Annotated in this window: 17 protein-coding genes and 1 riboswitch; of the genes, 5 read left to right on the top strand and 12 right to left on the bottom strand. The window is 48.9% G+C overall.

The window, feature by feature from the left end; translation table 11 throughout:
* Positions 1–199 precede the first annotated feature (199 nt).
* Entirely contained in the window at positions 200–1162 is a 963-nt protein-coding gene (locus C508_RS0102155) for a S66 peptidase family protein (protein ID WP_018701892.1), read from the top strand.
* A complete protein-coding gene (locus tag C508_RS0102150; RefSeq protein WP_018701891.1) occupies positions 1152–2288 on the top strand; it encodes a M20 family metallopeptidase in 1137 nt (378 codons plus the stop codon). Before C508_RS0102155 ends, C508_RS0102150 begins: the two co-directional genes overlap by 11 nt.
* Before the next feature lie 30 nt (positions 2289–2318).
* Here the strand turns inward: C508_RS0102150 and C508_RS0102145 are convergent, their stop codons facing one another.
* Positions 2319–3332, bottom strand: coding sequence for an NADPH dehydrogenase NamA (locus C508_RS0102145; RefSeq protein WP_018701890.1), 1014 nt, complete (start codon positions 3330–3332; stop codon positions 2319–2321).
* Positions 3333–3466: 134 nt separating this feature from the next.
* On the opposite strand from C508_RS0102145, the gene C508_RS0102140 reads away from it, so the two are divergent.
* Entirely contained in the window at positions 3467–3880 is a 414-nt protein-coding gene (locus C508_RS0102140) for an OsmC family protein (protein ID WP_018701889.1), read from the top strand.
* 10 nt (positions 3881–3890) lie between these two features.
* On the top strand, positions 3891–4643 hold the full coding sequence (locus C508_RS0102135) for an exodeoxyribonuclease III (RefSeq protein WP_018701888.1): 753 nt from the start codon (positions 3891–3893) through the stop codon (positions 4641–4643).
* Positions 4644–4999: 356 nt separating this feature from the next.
* On the opposite strand, the gene C508_RS19295 is transcribed toward C508_RS0102135, so the two are convergent.
* The 6 genes from C508_RS19295 to C508_RS0102100 all read right to left on the bottom strand — a co-directional run bounded on the left by C508_RS19295 (position 5000) and on the right by C508_RS0102100 (position 11868).
* The gene (locus tag C508_RS19295) at positions 5000–8107 is read right to left on the bottom strand and encodes a bifunctional diguanylate cyclase/phosphodiesterase (protein WP_018701886.1); all 3108 of its coding nucleotides are present in this window, start codon (positions 8105–8107) and stop codon (positions 5000–5002) included.
* A gap of 366 nt (positions 8108–8473) precedes the next feature.
* Positions 8474–9613, bottom strand: coding sequence for an ABC transporter substrate-binding protein (locus tag C508_RS0102120; RefSeq protein ID WP_210162515.1), 1140 nt, complete (start codon positions 9611–9613; stop codon positions 8474–8476).
* A gap of 212 nt (positions 9614–9825) precedes the next feature.
* A riboswitch (glycine riboswitch) is annotated at positions 9826–9927 on the bottom strand.
* Between the two features lie 157 nt (positions 9928–10084).
* Positions 10085–10954, bottom strand: coding sequence for a prephenate dehydratase (locus tag C508_RS19290; protein WP_018701884.1), 870 nt, complete (start codon positions 10952–10954; stop codon positions 10085–10087).
* 61 nt (positions 10955–11015) lie between these two features.
* A complete protein-coding gene (locus C508_RS0102110; RefSeq protein WP_018701883.1) occupies positions 11016–11228 on the bottom strand; it encodes a DUF1653 domain-containing protein in 213 nt (70 codons plus the stop codon).
* A gap of 96 nt (positions 11229–11324) precedes the next feature.
* The gene (locus C508_RS0102105) at positions 11325–11582 is read right to left on the bottom strand and encodes a hypothetical protein (protein ID WP_018701882.1); all 258 of its coding nucleotides are present in this window, start codon (positions 11580–11582) and stop codon (positions 11325–11327) included.
* A 79-nt stretch (positions 11583–11661) separates the two neighbouring features.
* The gene (locus tag C508_RS0102100; protein ID WP_018701881.1) at positions 11662–11868 is read right to left on the bottom strand and encodes a hypothetical protein; all 207 of its coding nucleotides are present in this window, start codon (positions 11866–11868) and stop codon (positions 11662–11664) included.
* Positions 11869–12111: 243 nt separating this feature from the next.
* On the opposite strand from C508_RS0102100, the gene nudC reads away from it, so the two are divergent.
* Positions 12112–12924: an NAD(+) diphosphatase gene (nudC, locus tag C508_RS0102095; protein WP_018701880.1), complete on the top strand. Its 813-nt coding sequence runs from the start codon at positions 12112–12114 to the stop codon at positions 12922–12924.
* A gap of 101 nt (positions 12925–13025) precedes the next feature.
* Here the strand turns inward: nudC and C508_RS0102090 are convergent, their stop codons facing one another.
* The 5 genes from C508_RS0102090 to C508_RS0102070 all read right to left on the bottom strand — a co-directional run bounded on the left by C508_RS0102090 (position 13026) and on the right by C508_RS0102070 (position 18146).
* The gene (locus C508_RS0102090; protein WP_018701879.1) at positions 13026–14174 is read right to left on the bottom strand and encodes an ABC transporter substrate-binding protein; all 1149 of its coding nucleotides are present in this window, start codon (positions 14172–14174) and stop codon (positions 13026–13028) included.
* Between the two features lie 161 nt (positions 14175–14335).
* The gene (locus tag C508_RS0102085) at positions 14336–15670 is read right to left on the bottom strand and encodes an aminotransferase class III-fold pyridoxal phosphate-dependent enzyme (protein ID WP_018701878.1); all 1335 of its coding nucleotides are present in this window, start codon (positions 15668–15670) and stop codon (positions 14336–14338) included.
* A gap of 13 nt (positions 15671–15683) precedes the next feature.
* A complete protein-coding gene (locus tag C508_RS0102080) occupies positions 15684–16805 on the bottom strand; it encodes an iron-containing alcohol dehydrogenase family protein (RefSeq protein ID WP_026319301.1) in 1122 nt (373 codons plus the stop codon).
* 189 nt (positions 16806–16994) lie between these two features.
* A complete protein-coding gene (locus tag C508_RS0102075) occupies positions 16995–17177 on the bottom strand; it encodes a helix-turn-helix domain-containing protein (protein WP_018701876.1) in 183 nt (60 codons plus the stop codon).
* Between the two features lie 63 nt (positions 17178–17240).
* Positions 17241–18146 carry a PucR family transcriptional regulator gene (locus tag C508_RS0102070; RefSeq protein WP_018701875.1) on the bottom strand — a complete coding sequence of 302 codons (906 nt, stop codon included), beginning with the start codon at positions 18144–18146 and terminating at the stop codon, positions 17241–17243.
* Position 18147: the final 1 nt, after the last annotated feature.

Genomic DNA, 18147 nt, shown 5'->3' with positions numbered 1-18147 from the left:
CAGAGCGCCGCTATGCCTGTGTTTTCTTCCTCGCCTGCCGAAAATAATCCTCATTTGAGCAGAGCACTCATTAAATTTTCGGCTTTCTTGGGGCACAAATTAGAATAGAAGTAATATTTTTCTCTGGTCGTTCTCCGTTACTCCGCGTGATCGTCACCATATTTTCCATAACCATTTACCTATAGAAAGGTTTAAAACGATGAAATCACTAATCAAACCCAAACCATTGCGCCCGGGCGATACGATCGGGCTTTTGGCGCCGGCCAGTCCCGGAAACGCAGAGGAATTGGAGCAGGGCGTACGCTGGCTGCAGTCGCAGGGCTTTGCGGTCCGCCTGGGAAAAAGCGCAGCCTATACCGAGGGCATCTGCGCCGGTGATGATGTTGTACGCGTTGCCGATTTGCATGCGTTTTTTGCCGATCCTAGCATTGCAGGCATTCTCTGCGTACGCGGCGGCTATGGCAGTATGCGCCTTTTGCCGCAGCTAGATTACGAACTGATCAGCCGCCATTCCAAGGTATTCATGGGCTACAGCGACATTACCGCGCTGCACACAGTGCTGCAACAGCGTTGCGGCCTGGTGACCTTTCACGGCCCTATGGCGGCTTCAGATTTTGGCCGAGAGCCACGGTCTCCATTCACTTGCAAACACGCCCTCCAGGCTCTCAGCAGCACGAGACCGCTCGGCCAGCTGCCTGAGCCAACTGCCGGAGCAGCTCCTTTTTTTCTGGTTCCCGGCGAAGCGTCCGGCCCTCTATGCGGGGGCAATTTAAGCCTGATCGCCGCCACCTTGGGCACGCCGTATGAGCTGGATACTGCCGGACGTATTCTTTGTTTGGAAGAAGTAGGCGAAGCGCCATACCGTCTGGACCGGCTACTGACGCAGTTGCACCTGGCAGGCAAGCTGCAGGCGGCGGCAGCCATTGTCATGGGCGTCTGCAGCAACTGCGACAGCGAAGACGACCCTCCTGGTCAGCGCACCGCCGATGTGCTGCGCGAACGCCTTGGCTCTTTAAGCAAGCCGGTACTGTGCGACGTTTCCTTTGGACATACGCCGGACAAACTTACGCTGCCTTTGGGCGTCCAAGCTACGATGTCGCCGCAAGCCGGCCTGGTCCTAACGGAAGCCGCTTTAGAGGAGGCCCCTGCTAATGGTTACTGAAGAAAAAAAACGTCTTTGCCAAAAAGTCGACGCTCTGGAAGCGGAAATGACCCGACTCAGCCTGGCTTTGCACGCACGGCCGGAACTGGGAAATGAAGAGTACGAAGCGGCGCGTCTTTTGACCGCCGCCAGCCAGAAACAAGGCTTTCACGTAACCCAAGGCGTCGCCGGTCTCTCCACGGCGTTTATTGCCAAACGAGGCGACCGCGGTCCCAAAATCGCTTTTTTAGCCGAATACGACGCACTGCCTGGTCTTGGCCACGCCTGCGGGCACAATTTAATCGCTTCCATGAGCTTTGGCGCAGCCACTGCCTTCGCCGCGTTAACGACAGACCACGCGCAAACCTATTTTATCGGCTGCCCGGCGGAAGAAACCCAAGGCGGCAAGATCGCTTTGACTGACGCTGGCGTATTCAACGACTTTGACGCCGTTTTCATTGTTCATCCCAGCGACGAAACCACCTTAGGCGGCACGTCGCTGGCTTCGCATCCCTTATGCGTACGCTTTCATGGCCGCGAAGCGCATGTAGCCAGCCGCATCGAACGCGGCATCAACGCCCTAGATACGCTGGTACTTTTTTATCAGGGCCTGCAGGGACTGCGGCTGCGCTTTGGCGAGCAGGCTCTCATTGCCGGCATCATTACCGCTGGCGGCGCCGCGCCTAACATCGTACCCGCTCTAGCGGAGATGAAATGCACGGTCCGTTCTCTTACCAGCAACTACCTAGAAGAAGAAGTGCTCCCTGCCGTTCGCGCCCTGGCATCCGGCATAGCCGCAGGCACCGGCGCAACCGTAACACTAGAGCACTATGAACCGCTGTTTAAGGAGCTTATCCAGGATGCTAACCTTGCGGCTTATTTTGCGGAAAATCTGCGTCTTCTAGGCGAGCCTGTCCGGCATCTGCCGGCCAACGACGCTGGCGGCTCTACCGATGTAGGCAACGTCAGCCATGTAGCGCCGACACTGCACCCGGAACTATCTATCGGGGACGGCTTAACCGCCCACACGACCGCTTTCGCCGCAGCCGCCGGTTCCGCTACAGCCCAAAAACGAGCCCTTGTAGGCGCCAAAGCCATGGCTATGAGCGCCTGGGATGTTCTAAGTAACCAAAAACGACCATGCTAAGCAGCATGGTCGTTTTTATAATTCGCTTTTCTAAAATTTCCCTCTCACATACGGTTCCGGCCATTCAATTTCTTGCTGCAACTCATGCGCCGCCTGAAGCGCCCAATAGGGCTGCCGCAGCAGCGCTCGTCCCAGATACACCAAATCCGCGCCAGCCTTTAAAATTTGCTGGGCCTGCACAGCCTGTGTCACCAGCCCCCCAGCTAATAAAGGCAAAGAAGTCTGCTCTTTAATAGTCAACGCTAGGGGAATTTGGTACGACGCATACGCTCTAGGCTGGACAGGAATCACGCCTCCGGAACTGACATTGACCAAATCAATCCCTATGTCTTTTACCAAATTAAGCATGTCCGCCACTACCGACGGCGTATTTCCCAACGGATGGTATTCCTCGGCAGAAACCCGCACTGCTACCGGATACCCGGCCGGTGCCGCCCGTCGGACTTCCGCCAATACGTCTTGGAGAAGTTTGGCCCGTTTCAGCACGCTCCCTCCATAGGCGTCGGTCCGCAAATTGGTCAAAGGCGACAGGAATTCATTGATCAAATACCCATGAGCTCCGTGCACTTCAATCAAATCAAAACCAGCTTCTATGGCGCGCCGCGCAGCCGCTCCAAAAGCGGTGACGACCTCGCCAATTTCTTCAGCTGTTAACGCCTGCGGGCATTGGCAGCTTTCATCAAAACGCAGCGTTGACGGAGCCACAGGCACACTGTTGGGCACTGTGCTTTTACGGCCTGCATGAGCCAGCTGCACGCCGATTTTTCCTCCCTGAGCATGGACGGCAGCAGTCAGCTTCTTCATCCCCTCAATCTGTCCGTCCTCCCAAAGGCCCAAATCTTGCGCAGAAATGCGCCCCCGCCCTTCTACTGCCGTAGCTTCTACGATAATCAAGCCCACTTGACCAACGGCCCGGCTGGCGTAATGTATAAGGTGCCAGTCGGTTACTTTGCCGTCCGCAGCGGCTTTATACATGCACATAGGCGGCATGACGATACGATTTTTCAGCTCTAAATTAGCAAGAGCATACGGTGTAAATAACATAAAATCCCCTCCTTGAGCGTTCCAATATTAATAATCAAAGAATACTTATTCTTCTCTTTCTTGCAGGTATTCTCCATTGCAGATAGAATACCTCTTTTCAGAGTCATTTTTATTTTGAGGAGGCTTTGTTACCTATGGCAACTGTAAAAACCACCTATCTCGGCGGTCTGCGTACCGAATCAACGCATCTTCAATCCGGCGCCAAAATTCTCACGGACGCCCCCGTAGACAACCATGGCAAAGGGGAAGCTTTCTCGCCAACCGATCTCTTAGCCACCGCCTACGGTTGCTGCGTTTTAACCATTATGGGCATCGCCGCGCAGACACATGGTTTTACCGTGGAAGGCGCGCAAATCGAAACCACAAAGGTGATGGGCGTCAATCCCCGCCGCGTAGTGGAATTGATCACAACCATCACGCTGCCCCACAATCAATACAGCCCGAAAGAGCGTAAAATTCTGGAATTAACCGCAAAAGAATGCCCCGTTTTCAACAGCCTTCATCCAGAATTGAAAAAATCTATTACCTTCGTTTATACCGAAGCCTAAGGAGCCTGTTATGAAATTCATCTCTTGGAATGTAAACGGTCTGCGCGCCTGCCTCGGCAAAGGCTTTAGCGAATTTTTTCAGCAAAGCGACGCCGACTTCTTCTGCGTGCAAGAAACAAAAATGCAGCCCCATCAAGCGGAACTGGATTTCCCTGGGTACGAGCAATATTGGAACAGCGCCGTCAAAAAAGGCTATTCCGGCACGGCCGTCTTTACTCGTCATACGCCGCTTTCCGTGCGCTTAGGGATGAATAAGGAAGAGCATGATCAGGAAGGCCGCCTACTCACCTTGGAATACCCGGATTTTTTCCTGGTCAATGTCTACACGCCCAACTCACAGCGCGAATTGGCGCGGTTAGATTACCGCATGCAATGGGAAGACGATTTCCGGCGCTACCTAGCTTCGCTGGATGCCGAAAAAGCAGTCATTTTATGCGGCGACATCAACGTCGCCCACCAAGAAATCGACATTAAGAATCCTAAAAGCAATCGACGTAATGCCGGCTTCACCGATGAAGAGCGCGGCAAAATGAGCGAACTGCTAATGGAAGGATTCACAGATACCTTCCGCTACCTCTATCCGGCCCGTGAAAACGCTTATACTTGGTGGTCCTATATGATGAAAGCTCGCGACCGCAACGTCGGTTGGCGTATTGACTATTTTCTCGTCTCCAACCGCTTGCAGGCTCAAATCAAAGAAGCGATGATTTACTCCGAAATCCTAGGCAGCGATCACTGCCCGGTAGGGCTAGAACTGAAGTAACGAGGATTGAACAAGAGAATCGGAGTCACGTGAGGGTACACAAGAGGAGTACTGGGGCAACGATTTTGAACAGGAGTAGATGGAGTAGAGTGAGGGTACGTTGAGGCTGGGAAATATGAAATTGAACCTCAACACATAAAATACTAAAAGCCGGTGAAATCCTGATACCAAAGGATTTCACCGGCTTATTTTACGTTACACTAAATACCGTTTTCTACCCTCTTGCGGCCCCTCCGATTCTCCGGTTCTCTTGTTCAAAAAACCATCGGGCCCTCCCTTTAAACAGCAGACGTCGGTTGCCATGCCGTCCATGGCGCAACCGACCCTAACCGCGTCCAGCGGTGTCGTATTCCTGTTCAACCTTCCGTGCTTCCTGGCAGCAAAGCCAGGGCCTCTGCTTCCGGCACAGGCTTACTGAAGAGATAGCCCTGCAGGTAATCGCAGCCCATTTCCAGCAAGCACTGACGCTGTTCAGCCAACTCCACGCCTTCCGCCACTACCAATAAGCCCATGGAATGCGCCAAGTGAATGATAGAATTAACAAGCTGCGTCCGCTCGCCGTCTTCGCCCAAGGTTTTAATAAAGGTCTTGTCAATTTTCAGCGTATGAACCGGCAGATTGTTCAAATAGGTCAACGAAGAATATCCAGTACCGAAGTCATCCAGAGACAACAGCAGGCCATGCGCCCGCAAGCGCCACAGCTTTTCGATATTTTCGGCCATTTCTTCAATTAAAACGCTTTCCGTGATTTCCAATTCCAATTGTTTGACACTGATACCAGCCTCAGCAATGCATTCGTCCACGAATTCTACAAAGCCGTATTCCATCAATTGACGCGCCGAAATATTGACGGCCACCCGCACATTCCCTCGCCCGCTCGCCGCTAAACGAGCGGCAAACGCGCAAGCTTCCTTCAGCACCCAGCGGCCAATAGGCACAATCCACCCGCTTTGCTCTGCAAAGGGAATAAATACGTCCGGCGCAATCACTCCCTTTTCAGGATGAATCCAGCGCAGCAAGGCCTCAAATCCGATTATTTCACCATCACTAACCCGAACCTGTTGCTGATAAAACAACCGCAATTCGCCCGCTTCCAACGCCTGTCGCAGCCCGGCTGCCAGCCAAATTTTCTGATCGGTTTGTTCCAACAGCATTCTTTCATAAAAACACCAGCAGTTGCGCCCAGCGCGTTTGGCCGCATACATGGCCAAATCCCCTTTACGCAGCAGTTCTTCCATATTTTCTCCGTCTTCAGGATATAAAACAACCCCTACACTGGCGGAAAGACGCAATTTACCCGTACTCACTTCATAATCACGGTATAGATTGCTCACAAGGTCTTCCGCCATCTTAACCGCGGCATTCATATTGGCCCCAGGAACGACCGCCACAAATTCATCGCCGCCAATACGCGCTATGTAGCAATCTCTCTTCAATGCCTCATATACTTGGCGGCTGGCAGCGCAGATCACTTCATCACCAATAGAATGTCCAAAATGATCATTAATATCTTTCAGTTCATCCATATCGATGAAAAAGAGCGCTCCCATTTGAGGTTCTTCCAAGAGGCACTGGGTCAGCTTTTCTTTGAGATTTTCTCGATTCGGCAGACCTGTCAGCCCGTCAAAATAAGCCAACCGATGCATTTTCTCCTGCACCTTTAAGCGTTCTAACGCTACCAATGCCAAATCTGCAAATTGCTGCAGCGTTGCCACATCTTCCTTATGTACAATATGCTCCTGCCGCCAACTGATTGTCAAAACCCCTCGTACTTCTCCGTCTTGAATCAGCGGCAGCATGATCACGCTTTTCAAATCCATCAGTCGCGGGTCGTCCACTCGACCGGTAAATGAGGCATAATCCGGAACATACAGCAATTCTTTCTGATCATGCACCAAGCCTTCCATGCCGGTTGCTAAGGGCTGAACCTCATGGAGAAATGGCAAGTATGCACCTCGGCTATGACACATGCGAAAGCCCGGCGTTTTTTCTTCATAAAGAGAAATATAACCGTCCGGCGAATCTACCAAGTACATAGCGTTATCCAATATAACTTCAAACAGTTCTTGCACGTCTGTTAAAGGCCGAGTTAAAAGGGCCGTCACCGCTCGGTATTGCCGCTCCCGCCGCAGCACCTCTTCTTCCGCCTTTTTACGCACCGCCACTTCCTCTGCTAAGCTGTCATTTAACAGCGCCAGACGCTCATTATGTTCAAGAGCCTCTTCGTTCATGGCCAAAAGTTCTTGGTTGGCCGCCCCTAAGTCCTGAGTACGCCGTTCTACCAACACTTCCAGCTGCCCCTGATACTGCGCCAACGAATCAATCATGCGGTTAAAATTCCCCGCCATTTCTCCCAATTCGTTTCCTTTATGTACCGGCAGACGCACCGATAAGTCCCCGCCGCTAACTTGCCTTGTCGCCTCAACCAACTTTTTAATCGGACGGCTAAACTTTCTTGCAAGCCACCAGGTAAGCCACAAAGAAAGAAGCAACACCCAGCTTCCGAGGAGCAAGTTTCTGAGAGATACATCTTTGATAAACGCCATGGCGGCGCTTTTCTTCTGAACTACAATCAAACTCCACGGAGCTGATAAGCCAGGCATGGGAATGCTGCGATACGCACAGAGATATTCGTCTCCATCTTTTTCCTCATAAGAAGCTACGCCGCTTTCCCCTTGCAATACTGTGTTCACAATGCTTTCTAAGCCCGCAGGCAGTACAAAGGATTCTTCACTCACAACCTCATTATTTTTTGCGTCTGTAATCAGTCTCCCGGTACCATCTCGTACCAGCTCTGATTTGCGCTGCGTCCGATAATTGTAGAGTTCATTCACCTGCCGCCGATCCGGGTGAGCAATTACTCCGCCGTTTCCGTCCAAAAGATAGGCGTAGCTGCCCGCGCCGGAATTGAAGGACTCCACTAAATCTTGCAGTTTAGACACTTCTATGTCCGCCATTAAAATCGCTCGCAATTGCCCGTCCTGAGAAATGCCGTGCACAATAGTGGTAATGGGCGCCTCGGTCGTTAACGAGTAATACGTGTCCGACACATAGGGCTGTTTTTGCGCCATAAATTTTTTAAACCATGGCCGTTCCGCTCGATTCGCCGACGGTCCGCTCGAACGAGCCAGTTGCTCTCCTTCCAGACTTGTCACCGCCAAAAGCTGGAAAAACGGATACTGTCTTGTCGTTTCTTGGAGCAGCTGCTTCTGCTTTTCCCTATTCCCGTCAAGCACCGTTGGAGATTTTGCCAATAAAGAGTTAACATTATAGGCATTTTGCATAAACAACCCAATATTATCGGCCAAGCTATGAGCCATTTGATAATTGGTCTGCTGCATAGTGCTCTCATACTCTTCGGCCATAAAATAGTAGCTCAAATACAAAGTGGAAGCCAGCGTCAATACGACAATAACTGAGGTAAACAAAACGAGTTGGCTGCGAATTGTGCCAAATATTGTCATGCGGCTCCTCCTCTTTGCAAAGTCTCTTTAGTATATCTGCAACGCCTTAGCACAAGCGTCTTTGCTTCGCCCTTATTTTATCTATTTCTTTGTTTTTTATTTATTTATTTTATTCCACATAGTGGAATTCTCTCTTTTTTGCAAAATTCCTACTTGCATATTTTTTGTATGTTATTTTTTAGATTCGCACTAACAATTCAGGAATAAAGGACTACTTTTTCTTTCATTTCCTAGGATTCTAGTCTTGCCGCCTTGCTTTTTCCAAAGGCACATTGTATTCCTTGTATAAACATACAAGAAGAGCTGTCCGCCAAAGGTTTTAACCTTGGCAGACAGCTCTTCTAAAACCAGCCAGTTCTTTATTTTTTAAGGCTTCACGCTGGCTTTAAATACTTGCTTGCCGTCTTTCATTTCAATAATAACTGCGCTCTTCACCGCGTCATGCGTAGCATTCAAGGTAGTAGAGCCGGTAATAGCCGGGAAGTCTTTCGTTTCAGCCAAGGCAGCGCGGATTTTATCCGGCTCTAAGCTATTGGCGCGTTTAATCGCATCAATCAGAGCGTTAGCTGCGTCATAACCGAGAACAGCCATTGCATCCGGCATCTGGCCATATTCCTTTTTATAGGCTTCTACAAAGGTTTTGCAAGCCGGAGAAGTATCTTCCACAGAATAATGATTGGTGAAATATGTGTTATTCAGCGCTTCGGCAGTACCCAATTCTACCAATTTAGGCGAATCCCAGCCGTCGCCGCCAAGGATCGGAGCCGTAATGCCAAGTTCCCGAGCCTGTTTAACAATTTTACCCACTTCTTCATAGTAACCAGGCACATAGATAACTTCCGCATTCAAGGATTTAATCTTGGTCAAAATGGTTTTGAAATCCTGGTCTTTCTGCAAATAGGACTCTTCCGCCAGAATGTTGCCGCCGCCTTTGGTAAAGGCGTCTTTAAAGAAAGCAGCCAGACCTTTGCTGTAATCGCTGCTGTTGTCGATCAGCATAATGGCGCTTTTTACTTTCAACGTGTTCAACGCAAAATTAGCGCCCACAGTTCCCTGGAAGGGGTCGATAAAACACATGCGGTAGGTATATTGCTTCACTTTGCCGCTTTTTTCATCTACCGTTACTTTGGGGTTCGTAGCGCCGACTGCCAGATACGGTACTTTAGAAGCTTCCGCCACGCTCGAAGCCGCAATAGCGCTTGAGCTGGAGAAGGTACCGGTCACAGCGACCACTTTATCCTGCGAAGCCAATTTCGTCATCGCATTAGCCGACTCAGAGGCTTCACTTTTATTATCTGCAACAATCCCTTGAATCTGTTTGCCTAAAACGCCGCCTTTAGCATTCGCTTCTTTGATGGCCAATTTAGCGCCGTTGGTAATGGAAGTTCCCAACGTGGCATTGCCGCCTGTCATCTCATTTAACAAACCGATTTTAACGTCTTTGGAATTAGAATCGCCACAGCCGGCGACCAAACCTACCATGAGTACCGCCATCACTATGGCCATCCATTTGATTCCCTTGTTCTTCACAAACCATCTCTCCCTCTCGAAACCACTGATTTCTTCAGCCGTTCCTATGCTTATTCCTATTTCATCAGCGTTTTTGCGACACTGCAAAACAGACTTCTCCGGCTCTCCCAAAAGAAAAAGAGCCAAACATCTCGTTTGACTCTGAAAAGCACACAAAGTTGCAGATTTTTAGTTCCCCAAAAAAATGCACTTATGGCTCTGTCCTTTTGCCTGAGAGTTTCATCGGTCGCAATCGGCCGACTTGCCCCTTCGGCGCCCTGCTGCTGCAGGGGCTCTCCAGAGTTCCATCCATTTACGGTTTGGCGAATTTTCTAACAAAACTGCTTTCTCCCGCAAACTTCACACGGACACGAGTATTAAATTTTCAATACATTGTCTAGATTATACTAACCTGTCTATTTTTTGTCAAGTCTTTGTCATAAATTTTGTTGTTTAGTACTCTCATTTCTATTTTTCGTCATATGTGCCTAAAATTCGTACTTGTCCGCCAGTTCCCCGCACAGCCTGCGCTAAGGTCGTCTTCGTCTGAACCGCTTTCACCTCCAGCACAAATAAATATTCTCCCAACTTGGTTTTCAAGGGCCTGTCATGTACAAACTCAGCTTGGTAACCCGCATTCTCTAACCGTACCAAAAGTTTTCCTAGATCAGCAGCAGAACCGCGCAGCTCCAAGGCTCCTTTTTTTCCTGCAGGCAGTGCTTTCCCTTTAAGCGCCACAACCCAAAAACGGGTCACATTTGTATCCGTGTATTGCAAATCACGCGCTAGAATATCCAGATGATACACATCAGCAGTGCGCGAAGCGGCAATCGCCGCCACAGAAGGATCTTGCGCTTCGGCTACTTTTTTAGCCCCTTCGGCGGTGCTGCTTACTTCCGCCACCTTAGCCTCCGGCAAGTTGGCCTTCAACCAAGCCTTACTCTGGGCAATCCCCTGCGGATGAGACAGAACCGTCTTCACTTGCTGCAGAGAGGTTCCTGGCAGCCCCAGCAGCGTCTGCCGAATCGGCAAATTTACCTCGCCCACTATAGCGAAATCAGCATCCGTTAATACCGCGTCTACATACGGATACACTGGACCTCCGATGGTATTTTCCACCGGCACTACTGCGTAAGCGCATGTACCAGCTTTTAGCAAGGCCAGGGATTCCGCCACTGTTTTCACCGGTGTCATTTCTTCCTGCGCGCCAAAAAATTGAATGGTAGCTTCTTCCGTATAGGTTCCGGCAGGTCCTAGATAACTCACACTGGCCCAAGCAGTCTGGGCAAGCAAGCATATACATAAAACTAAAAGCAAGCTCCAATAAGTACGTTTCATAATTCCACCCTTTCTTTGTCTGCAGTATCTCCGTTCTAATCGCACTAGATATACGCTTCTCTTACTCTGTGCTTGTTTCCAGCGCAAACCGCGGCTGCCGTTTCCCCTCCCATTCCACCTCTTCAAGAAACATGGGCAAGGGGCGCACCCACAGGCCTCCTTCACCGTATAACGCCCTGTAAACTACTAATTCTTCACCGGATTCACTATGTTTTGCCACCCCTAACACTTCATATTTACCGCCTTTGAAGTGCCGATAAATTCCTTTTTGCATTTTCCTTCTCCTTGCGCGTATTTTGTTTTAACTATTTTCTTTGCCATAATAAAAACATCCTGCCTCAACGACAGGATGTTTCTTTATATACGATCATTATGGACGCGGTTGTTCCGACCGCCCTGGATCCGGTTGATCCTTAGGAGCATCTGCATGCGGAGGTTCTTGCGGCGGTTTAGGCGGCTCCTCTTTATGTTTTCTATGTTTATGCGGGTCCGAATCTGGCGGTGGCGGCGGATCTCCTGCTTCCAATGCCTCCCAGGCCGGAGCGGCTGCCGGGTTAGCCTGAACTGCCGCTGTTCCTGTCAAGACAACCATAAATACCGCTACTAAAAACATGGTGATTTTTTTCATATTCATCAACTCCTTTGCCTCAGTATAGCGAAGGAGTGTTACAGTTCCATGGAAAAATCATGGAACTGATACCAAAATTCTATGTAGTCTCTTTTTCCCAACGTATTTTATACTCTAAACCAGATAAAAGCTTTGCTACCTCCAAATAAGAAAAACTGCCCGTCTTCATTTTGGCATGAAAATCTTGCGTTCTCACGCCTAGCAATTCCGCAGCCTGCGCTTCGGTCATACCGCCTTCGCGCAAAAGCAGCATCCGAATTCGCAACGATAGCTCTTCTCCTGTCATTTCATTCCTCCGTCTTTTTATTTTATACATCTCTGGAAAATACACATATAGATATATATCGTAATTTTATTTTCTTGAATCTACAAAAAAATCAACTTAACTTCTTTGGTCCCCTCAAAAGCACGACTTATAGCCTGCATTTTGTCAAAGACTCTCCATCGCCTCACTTTTTTCGTCGCTTTCTTTTTTTTGTGTTATGATAATAAAATAGGAAAAAATCAAGAATAAAAGGTGTGCGCTGTTATGGATCAAATGAATGAAAAGCTAAAAACAATCTCCGAACATGCTTACTGGTTTCTTTTCCACAGAGACGAGCTCCTTATGAAAGAAACCGCCGATGGTCTTATTCTGCCTTCGCAGGAAGACTTGAGCGACCTCCCCTATCTGTCAGCCAAGCATGCCCAATATATAGGCTCGCTTGATTCCAACGCTTGCTTTGCCGCTACCATCTCCAGCGAAGACGTACCTCCTGGCTTTGCATTGCAAAAATTACGCGGCGTGTATGGTCTTGTCGATGACGACGCTTTTCGTTTGGCCTTCCGTTCGTACCATGTCCGCACTTGGCTCAAAAACAATCGTTTTTGCGGCGCTTGCGGACAAGCCACGCAGCCGATGACGGAAGAACTGGCGGTTCGCTGCCCGCAATGCGGTCATATTGCGTATCCGAGAATTTCTCCGGCCATTATTGTAGCTGTTACCAAAGGAGATGAAATTTTACTGGCCCATTCCAACCGCCTTCCCCCCGGACGTTACAGCGTCATTGCCGGTTTTGTAGAACCAGGCGAAACCTTAGAGGAATGCGTGCGCCGCGAGTTGGCTGAAGAAGTAGGTATTGAAGTCACAGACATCCGCTACTTTGGCAATCAACCTTGGCCTTTCCCCGATTCTTTAATGGTTGCGTTTACCGCCACCGCTGTATCCAGCGAAATCACCATTGATAATAACGAAATTTTAGACGCAGGCTGGTACTCCCCGCACAACCTGCCTCCGAATCTCCCCGGCCAAGAAAGTATCGCCAGAAGATTGATTGACGCTTATTTGGCCAAGTTTAGCTAAAATATATTTTACGTCATTTATGCTCATACGAAAAAGAACAGCCCTTCGCCAAAGCGGACGGCTGTTCTTTTTCTATATAGAATAAGTTGAGAGATCGTATTTTATGGGTTTATCGTCGTGTTATAAGTTTGTTTGCCGTTCTTAAATTCGATAACCACAGCGCTTTTCACTGGATTATGCTGTGCATCCAGCGTAATTTTTCCGGTTACTAACTGCAGATCTTTTGTTTGCGCCAACGCATCGCGGATTTTCATAGGTTCAGCGCTATTAGCGCGTTTGATGGCGTCAATCGCCATATATGCCGCATCATAACCCAAAACAGCGGGAGCGTCTGGGGCTTGGCCGTATTCTTTGGTGTACGCTTCAATAAATTTTACAATCTGCGGGCTTTTGTCATCGGTAGCGTAATGATTGGAAAAAAAGGTGTTATTTAACGCTTCCGCACCTGCAATGTCTACCAGTTTGGACGAATCCCAGCCATCACCGCCAATAATTGGAACCATAATCCCCATTTCTCTGGCTTGTTTGATAATTTTTCCTACATCTTCATAATAGCCAGGTACAAAGAGCACATCCGGATTAGACGCTTTCAATTTCGTCAACGTTGCTTTAAAGTCTTGGTCTTTCTGCAAGTAAGCCTCTTTCGCAATAATTTGACCGCCGGCCTTTACAAAACTTTCTTCAAAAAACTGCGCCAGACCTTTCGAATAATCCGCGCTGTTGTCAATATAAATAGCCGCTTTTTTAGCTTTTAACGTTTGGGTAGCAAAGGTCGCCATCACCGTACCTTGGAACGGATCGATAAAACAGGCCCGAAAAGCGAAATCATTCACTTTGCCATTATCAACCGTTACTTTCGGATTCGTAGAAAACGGAGTAATGAAAGGCGTTTTATTGCTGACAGCAATCTGCGCTCCGGCAATCGTATTCGAACTAGCGCCAGCGCCCAACACCAGGGATACCTTATCTTGCGTCAACAATTTGGTCACGGCATTAGCAGACTCGGATGGCTCCGATTTATTGTCGGCAACCACAAATGTTACTTGTTTTCCCAACACGCCCCCTGCGGCATTAACTTCTTTCAGCGCCAATTTAATACCGTTGGCCATTGACTGCCCATAACTCGCCGTATTACCTGTCATTTCCAGGTTCCCGCCGATTTTGATTTCTTTCGAGTTTCCCGGTCCGCCGCAGCCAGCGGCTAAAATAGCCATACTCAATAATGAAATACCAAGCCATTTTTTCAACATGTCTAACCCCTCCTCGTCTCTATACCGTTTTTGCGCCTCCGCCTGCAATACCGCTTCACCACCACCATTACTAGAAACTTCTTCGCTTATGCAAAATGACGCCCCAAGACCGCAAAGGGTCTTGGGGCGTCATTGCCAGCCGATTCCGATTTTTAATGTTTTTACTTACTTATAAATTCAGCATCTACCGTTGTCAGCACCTCATCCATAATAGCCATGTTTTCTCGCAGCTGCTCTTCCGTAATAATCAGAGGCGGCGCTACTAAAATCATGTTTTCATGAGAATACGTCATAAAGCCTTTCGCTGCCAACATTTTTACAATGCGTCCCATGAAGCCTTGGGGATCTTTTCCGTATGCAACTAAGGGCTCTTTTGTTTCCTTGCTTTTCACAAGTTCGATAGCGGAAAATAAGCCTATATAACGAACATCTCCTACACAGGCGTGTTTCTCCAACAGTTCTTCCAATAACACTCCGAGAACCGCGCCCGTTTTTTCTACTTTTCCCAAAATGTCCAATTCTTGATATTGCTGCAACGTCGCTACGCCGGCCGCACATGCCAGCGGATGCCCGCTATAGGTCAAGCCGCACAAAAGCGTGTTTTCATCAAAATAGGAGGCTATTTCCTTGCTCGCCACTACGCCGCCCAGCGGAACGTACCCGCAAGTAACTCCTTTCGCAAAAGAAACCAAATCCGGTTTGACATCCCAATGTTCAAAGGCAAACATTTTCCCAGTTCGACCAAAGCCAGCCATTACTTCATCACAAATCAGCATAATACCGTAATCATCACAAATCTCCCGTACACCTTTAAGATACCCGTCTGGAGGAATAATGACGCCATTAGATCCTGTTACCGTCTCCAAAACAATAGCTGCTACATTCTGAGGGCCTTCGTATTCTACTTGCTCGCGCAGCTTGGATACATAGTAGGCAGCGCCTTGTTTTTCACTGGCAAAGGAAATTCCCTCACGATATATATACGGATCAAAAAATTTCACAAATCCGGGAATGCCTGGCTCTAAGGGATAACGTCTAGGCTCTCCTGTCAAATTGCCTGCGCCGTAAGTAGATCCGTGGTAGCTGCGATAACGACTAAACACTTTATTTCGTCCCGTAAACATTCGCGCCATCTTAACAGCGTTCTCATTCGCATCCGCGCCGCCGTTGGTAAAAAACACTTTCCCCATAGTATCCGGCATCAAATCGATAATCATTTTGGCTAAAATCGAGCGAGATTCCACCGCATAGCTAGGCGCAATAAAGGCCAACTGTTCCGCTTGCCTTTGGATCGCGGCGACAATCGCCGCATTTCCGTGGCCTAGATTCATATTGACTAACTGCGACGACATGTCAGTGTAGCGCTTGCCATCATAATCCCAAAAATAAATCCCTTCACTTTTAGCAATCGGAATCGGATTTAACGCTCCTTGCTTGGACCAGGAGTGCAAATTATACTTCAAATCCTGTTCTTTGATCATCGTCCCCGTCATCATATCTACTCACTCCTTAATATATGCTTTTATACAATGCCAGCACTTCCGCTTCCAAAGGTTTTCGCGGATTCACCTTCGCGCTGCCGTTCTCATACGCATCCTTTGCCATTTGCGCTAGGCCATCTTCTTGAACGCCATACTCACGCAAGCTTTTTTTCAAGGGCAGCTTCGCTAATAATTCGGACACATACGCTACAAGAGCGGACGGTTCCTCGCTTCCGAGCCTGATTTCCTTTGCCATATCGGCATAGCGGTCTTTTTTCACACAGCTGTTATACTCCAGCACGGTCGGCAGCAGCATGGCGTTTGCCTCGCCATGAGGCACTCCGTAGTACGCTCCTAGCGGACGCGACATGGCATGTACTAAGGCCACTGAGGCATTGTTAAACGCCAGTCCTGCATAGAACTGTCCCAACAGCATTGCTTCCCTCGCTTTGCTGTTTTGCGGTTCTGCTGCGGCAATAAGCAAGTTTCCAGCCAGCAAGCCGATCGCCTTTAGACTCCAAATATCGCTCAACAGCGTCGCCTTATCCGACAGGTACGCTTCCATCGCATGAGTCAGCGCATCCATGCCTGTAGCCGCAGTAACTGTCGGAGGCATGGAACTCGTTAAAGATGCGTCTAATACCGCCAATGCCGGCATCAAATATTCATGGCCAATAGCCATTTTCTTTTTTCGTTTTGGGTCTGTAATAATCGTCCATTTTGTTACTTCACTGCCAGTTCCCGCTGTCGTGGGAATGGCCACCAACGGCGGAATGGCTTTTTCGGGCATCTTCGCCTCGTAATCTTCTATTCTGCCTCCATTGGCCGCCAGAAGCCCTATGGCTTTCGCTGCGTCCAGAACACTCCCGCCGCCCGCAGCGATCAAATAATCGCAACTGGAACGCCGATACTCTTGCGCTCCTAATTCCACAGTCGCCACGTCCGGATCCGACGGTATCCCCTCAAACAACCCATAATCTCCTGGCAGCGAAGCAAGCAGTACCTCCAAAGCCCCGCTGCGCCGAAATGAACCGCCGCCGATTAAAACCAACGGCTTTTTCCCCAAAAGCGCCAATTGTGGCGCCAAATTATGCAATGAACCCTCTCCGTAGAGCACTTTCGGGGTACATAAAAACAAAGACGTATCCATCCGGCATCCCTCCCAACCTGAAGCGCAAAAAAGAAAAAGCTTCACTCCTACGAGCAAAGCCTCAGCGCTTACGTTGCATTCCTTTTCGAACGCTTCTTTAGTTGGAGTATACCATTGCAAACAAGCTCCTTCAATCATCCTTGACACAAGGTTATTTGTGCTCCAGCACATTCCGCTTGCATCCCAAAATCAAAACAAGACTTCTCCTATTTTAAGCGCCAGCATGAGCTGCAGCCGCTCTTCGCTTCTGGCGAGATCACACCCTGTAAGTTCGCGGATCTTTTTTAACTTATAATTGATAGTATTGCGATGCACATAGGTTAGCTTGGCCACTGCTTGCACGCTGCCGTCTTGCTCCAAATAGCAACGCAATATTTCAAGATAATCCGTACCATGCGCCGCATCATAAGCAGCCAGCCGTCCCAGGGTCTCCTCCTACATCTCCTGCAGCACGATTCTTTGCTCACCCGCCAAGAGCAGCTTATAAATCCCCAATTCTCGATAAAACGCTTTGGACCAATGACGTTGTTTAGCCATTTTCACAGCCGCCAGCGCTTGCTGATAGCTGCGCGCCAAATTCACAATTCCATGTTGATTGCGTCCCACTCCTACATGCAATCGTCCATAGCTTGGTTTTGTTCCCAAAGCCGCCAGGCTTTGCGCACAAATCTCTTGCTCCTGCTCCGATAAAGCGGATAAAACAAGCACCAACTGTCCGCCATGTTTAAAAATGCTGTAGGTTTCCGCCAAACGACTGATTGTATTCTCTACTGTAAAGCGCCAAAAAGAAAGGCTCTCTTCTCCGCCTGCTTCTTCCTCCGCCAAAACAACGGCGCAATAATCCGCTTTCCCTGAAAACCCCTGGCGTTCTAATTGCGCCAGATACTTCTCGCTGTCTTCCGGAAAAAAGATGGCCTGTTTCAACGCAGCGGAAACAGTTATTTCCGTTTGCTCGCTTTGGAAAATGCGCCGACAAATATCTCTTGTCACATCCACTAAGCGCACATTCCAGGGCACTGTAAAAAGCGGCAACCCTACCTTGTCACAATAAGCGCTCGTTTCCGGCGGCACTTTTTCTATGTACGGCCCCACGTTCACTACTAAGCCGCTGGCATGACGCTCTACAAGGCCTTGCACAAATTCATTAAGCCAGCCCTCACGCCGTTGGGCAATACCGGTAGTAAAAACAAGCTCACTGCCATGCAAAAAATCTGCTACTTCCACATCTTCAATCATATGAACCCAATTTACTAAGTTATCTAGATTTCCAGCCCCGGCTACTAATTCCATCTGATACAACTTACGAGTTTGCTTAAAAAGCCGCTCTAACCGAATTGCCATG

The sequence above is a fragment of the Anaeromusa acidaminophila DSM 3853 genome (assembly GCF_000374545.1).
Lineage (GTDB): Bacteria > Bacillota > Negativicutes > Anaeromusales > Anaeromusaceae > Anaeromusa > Anaeromusa acidaminophila.
Note: the sequence above shows the minus strand (reverse complement) of the source record. Positions and strands in the feature narration are given on the sequence as shown.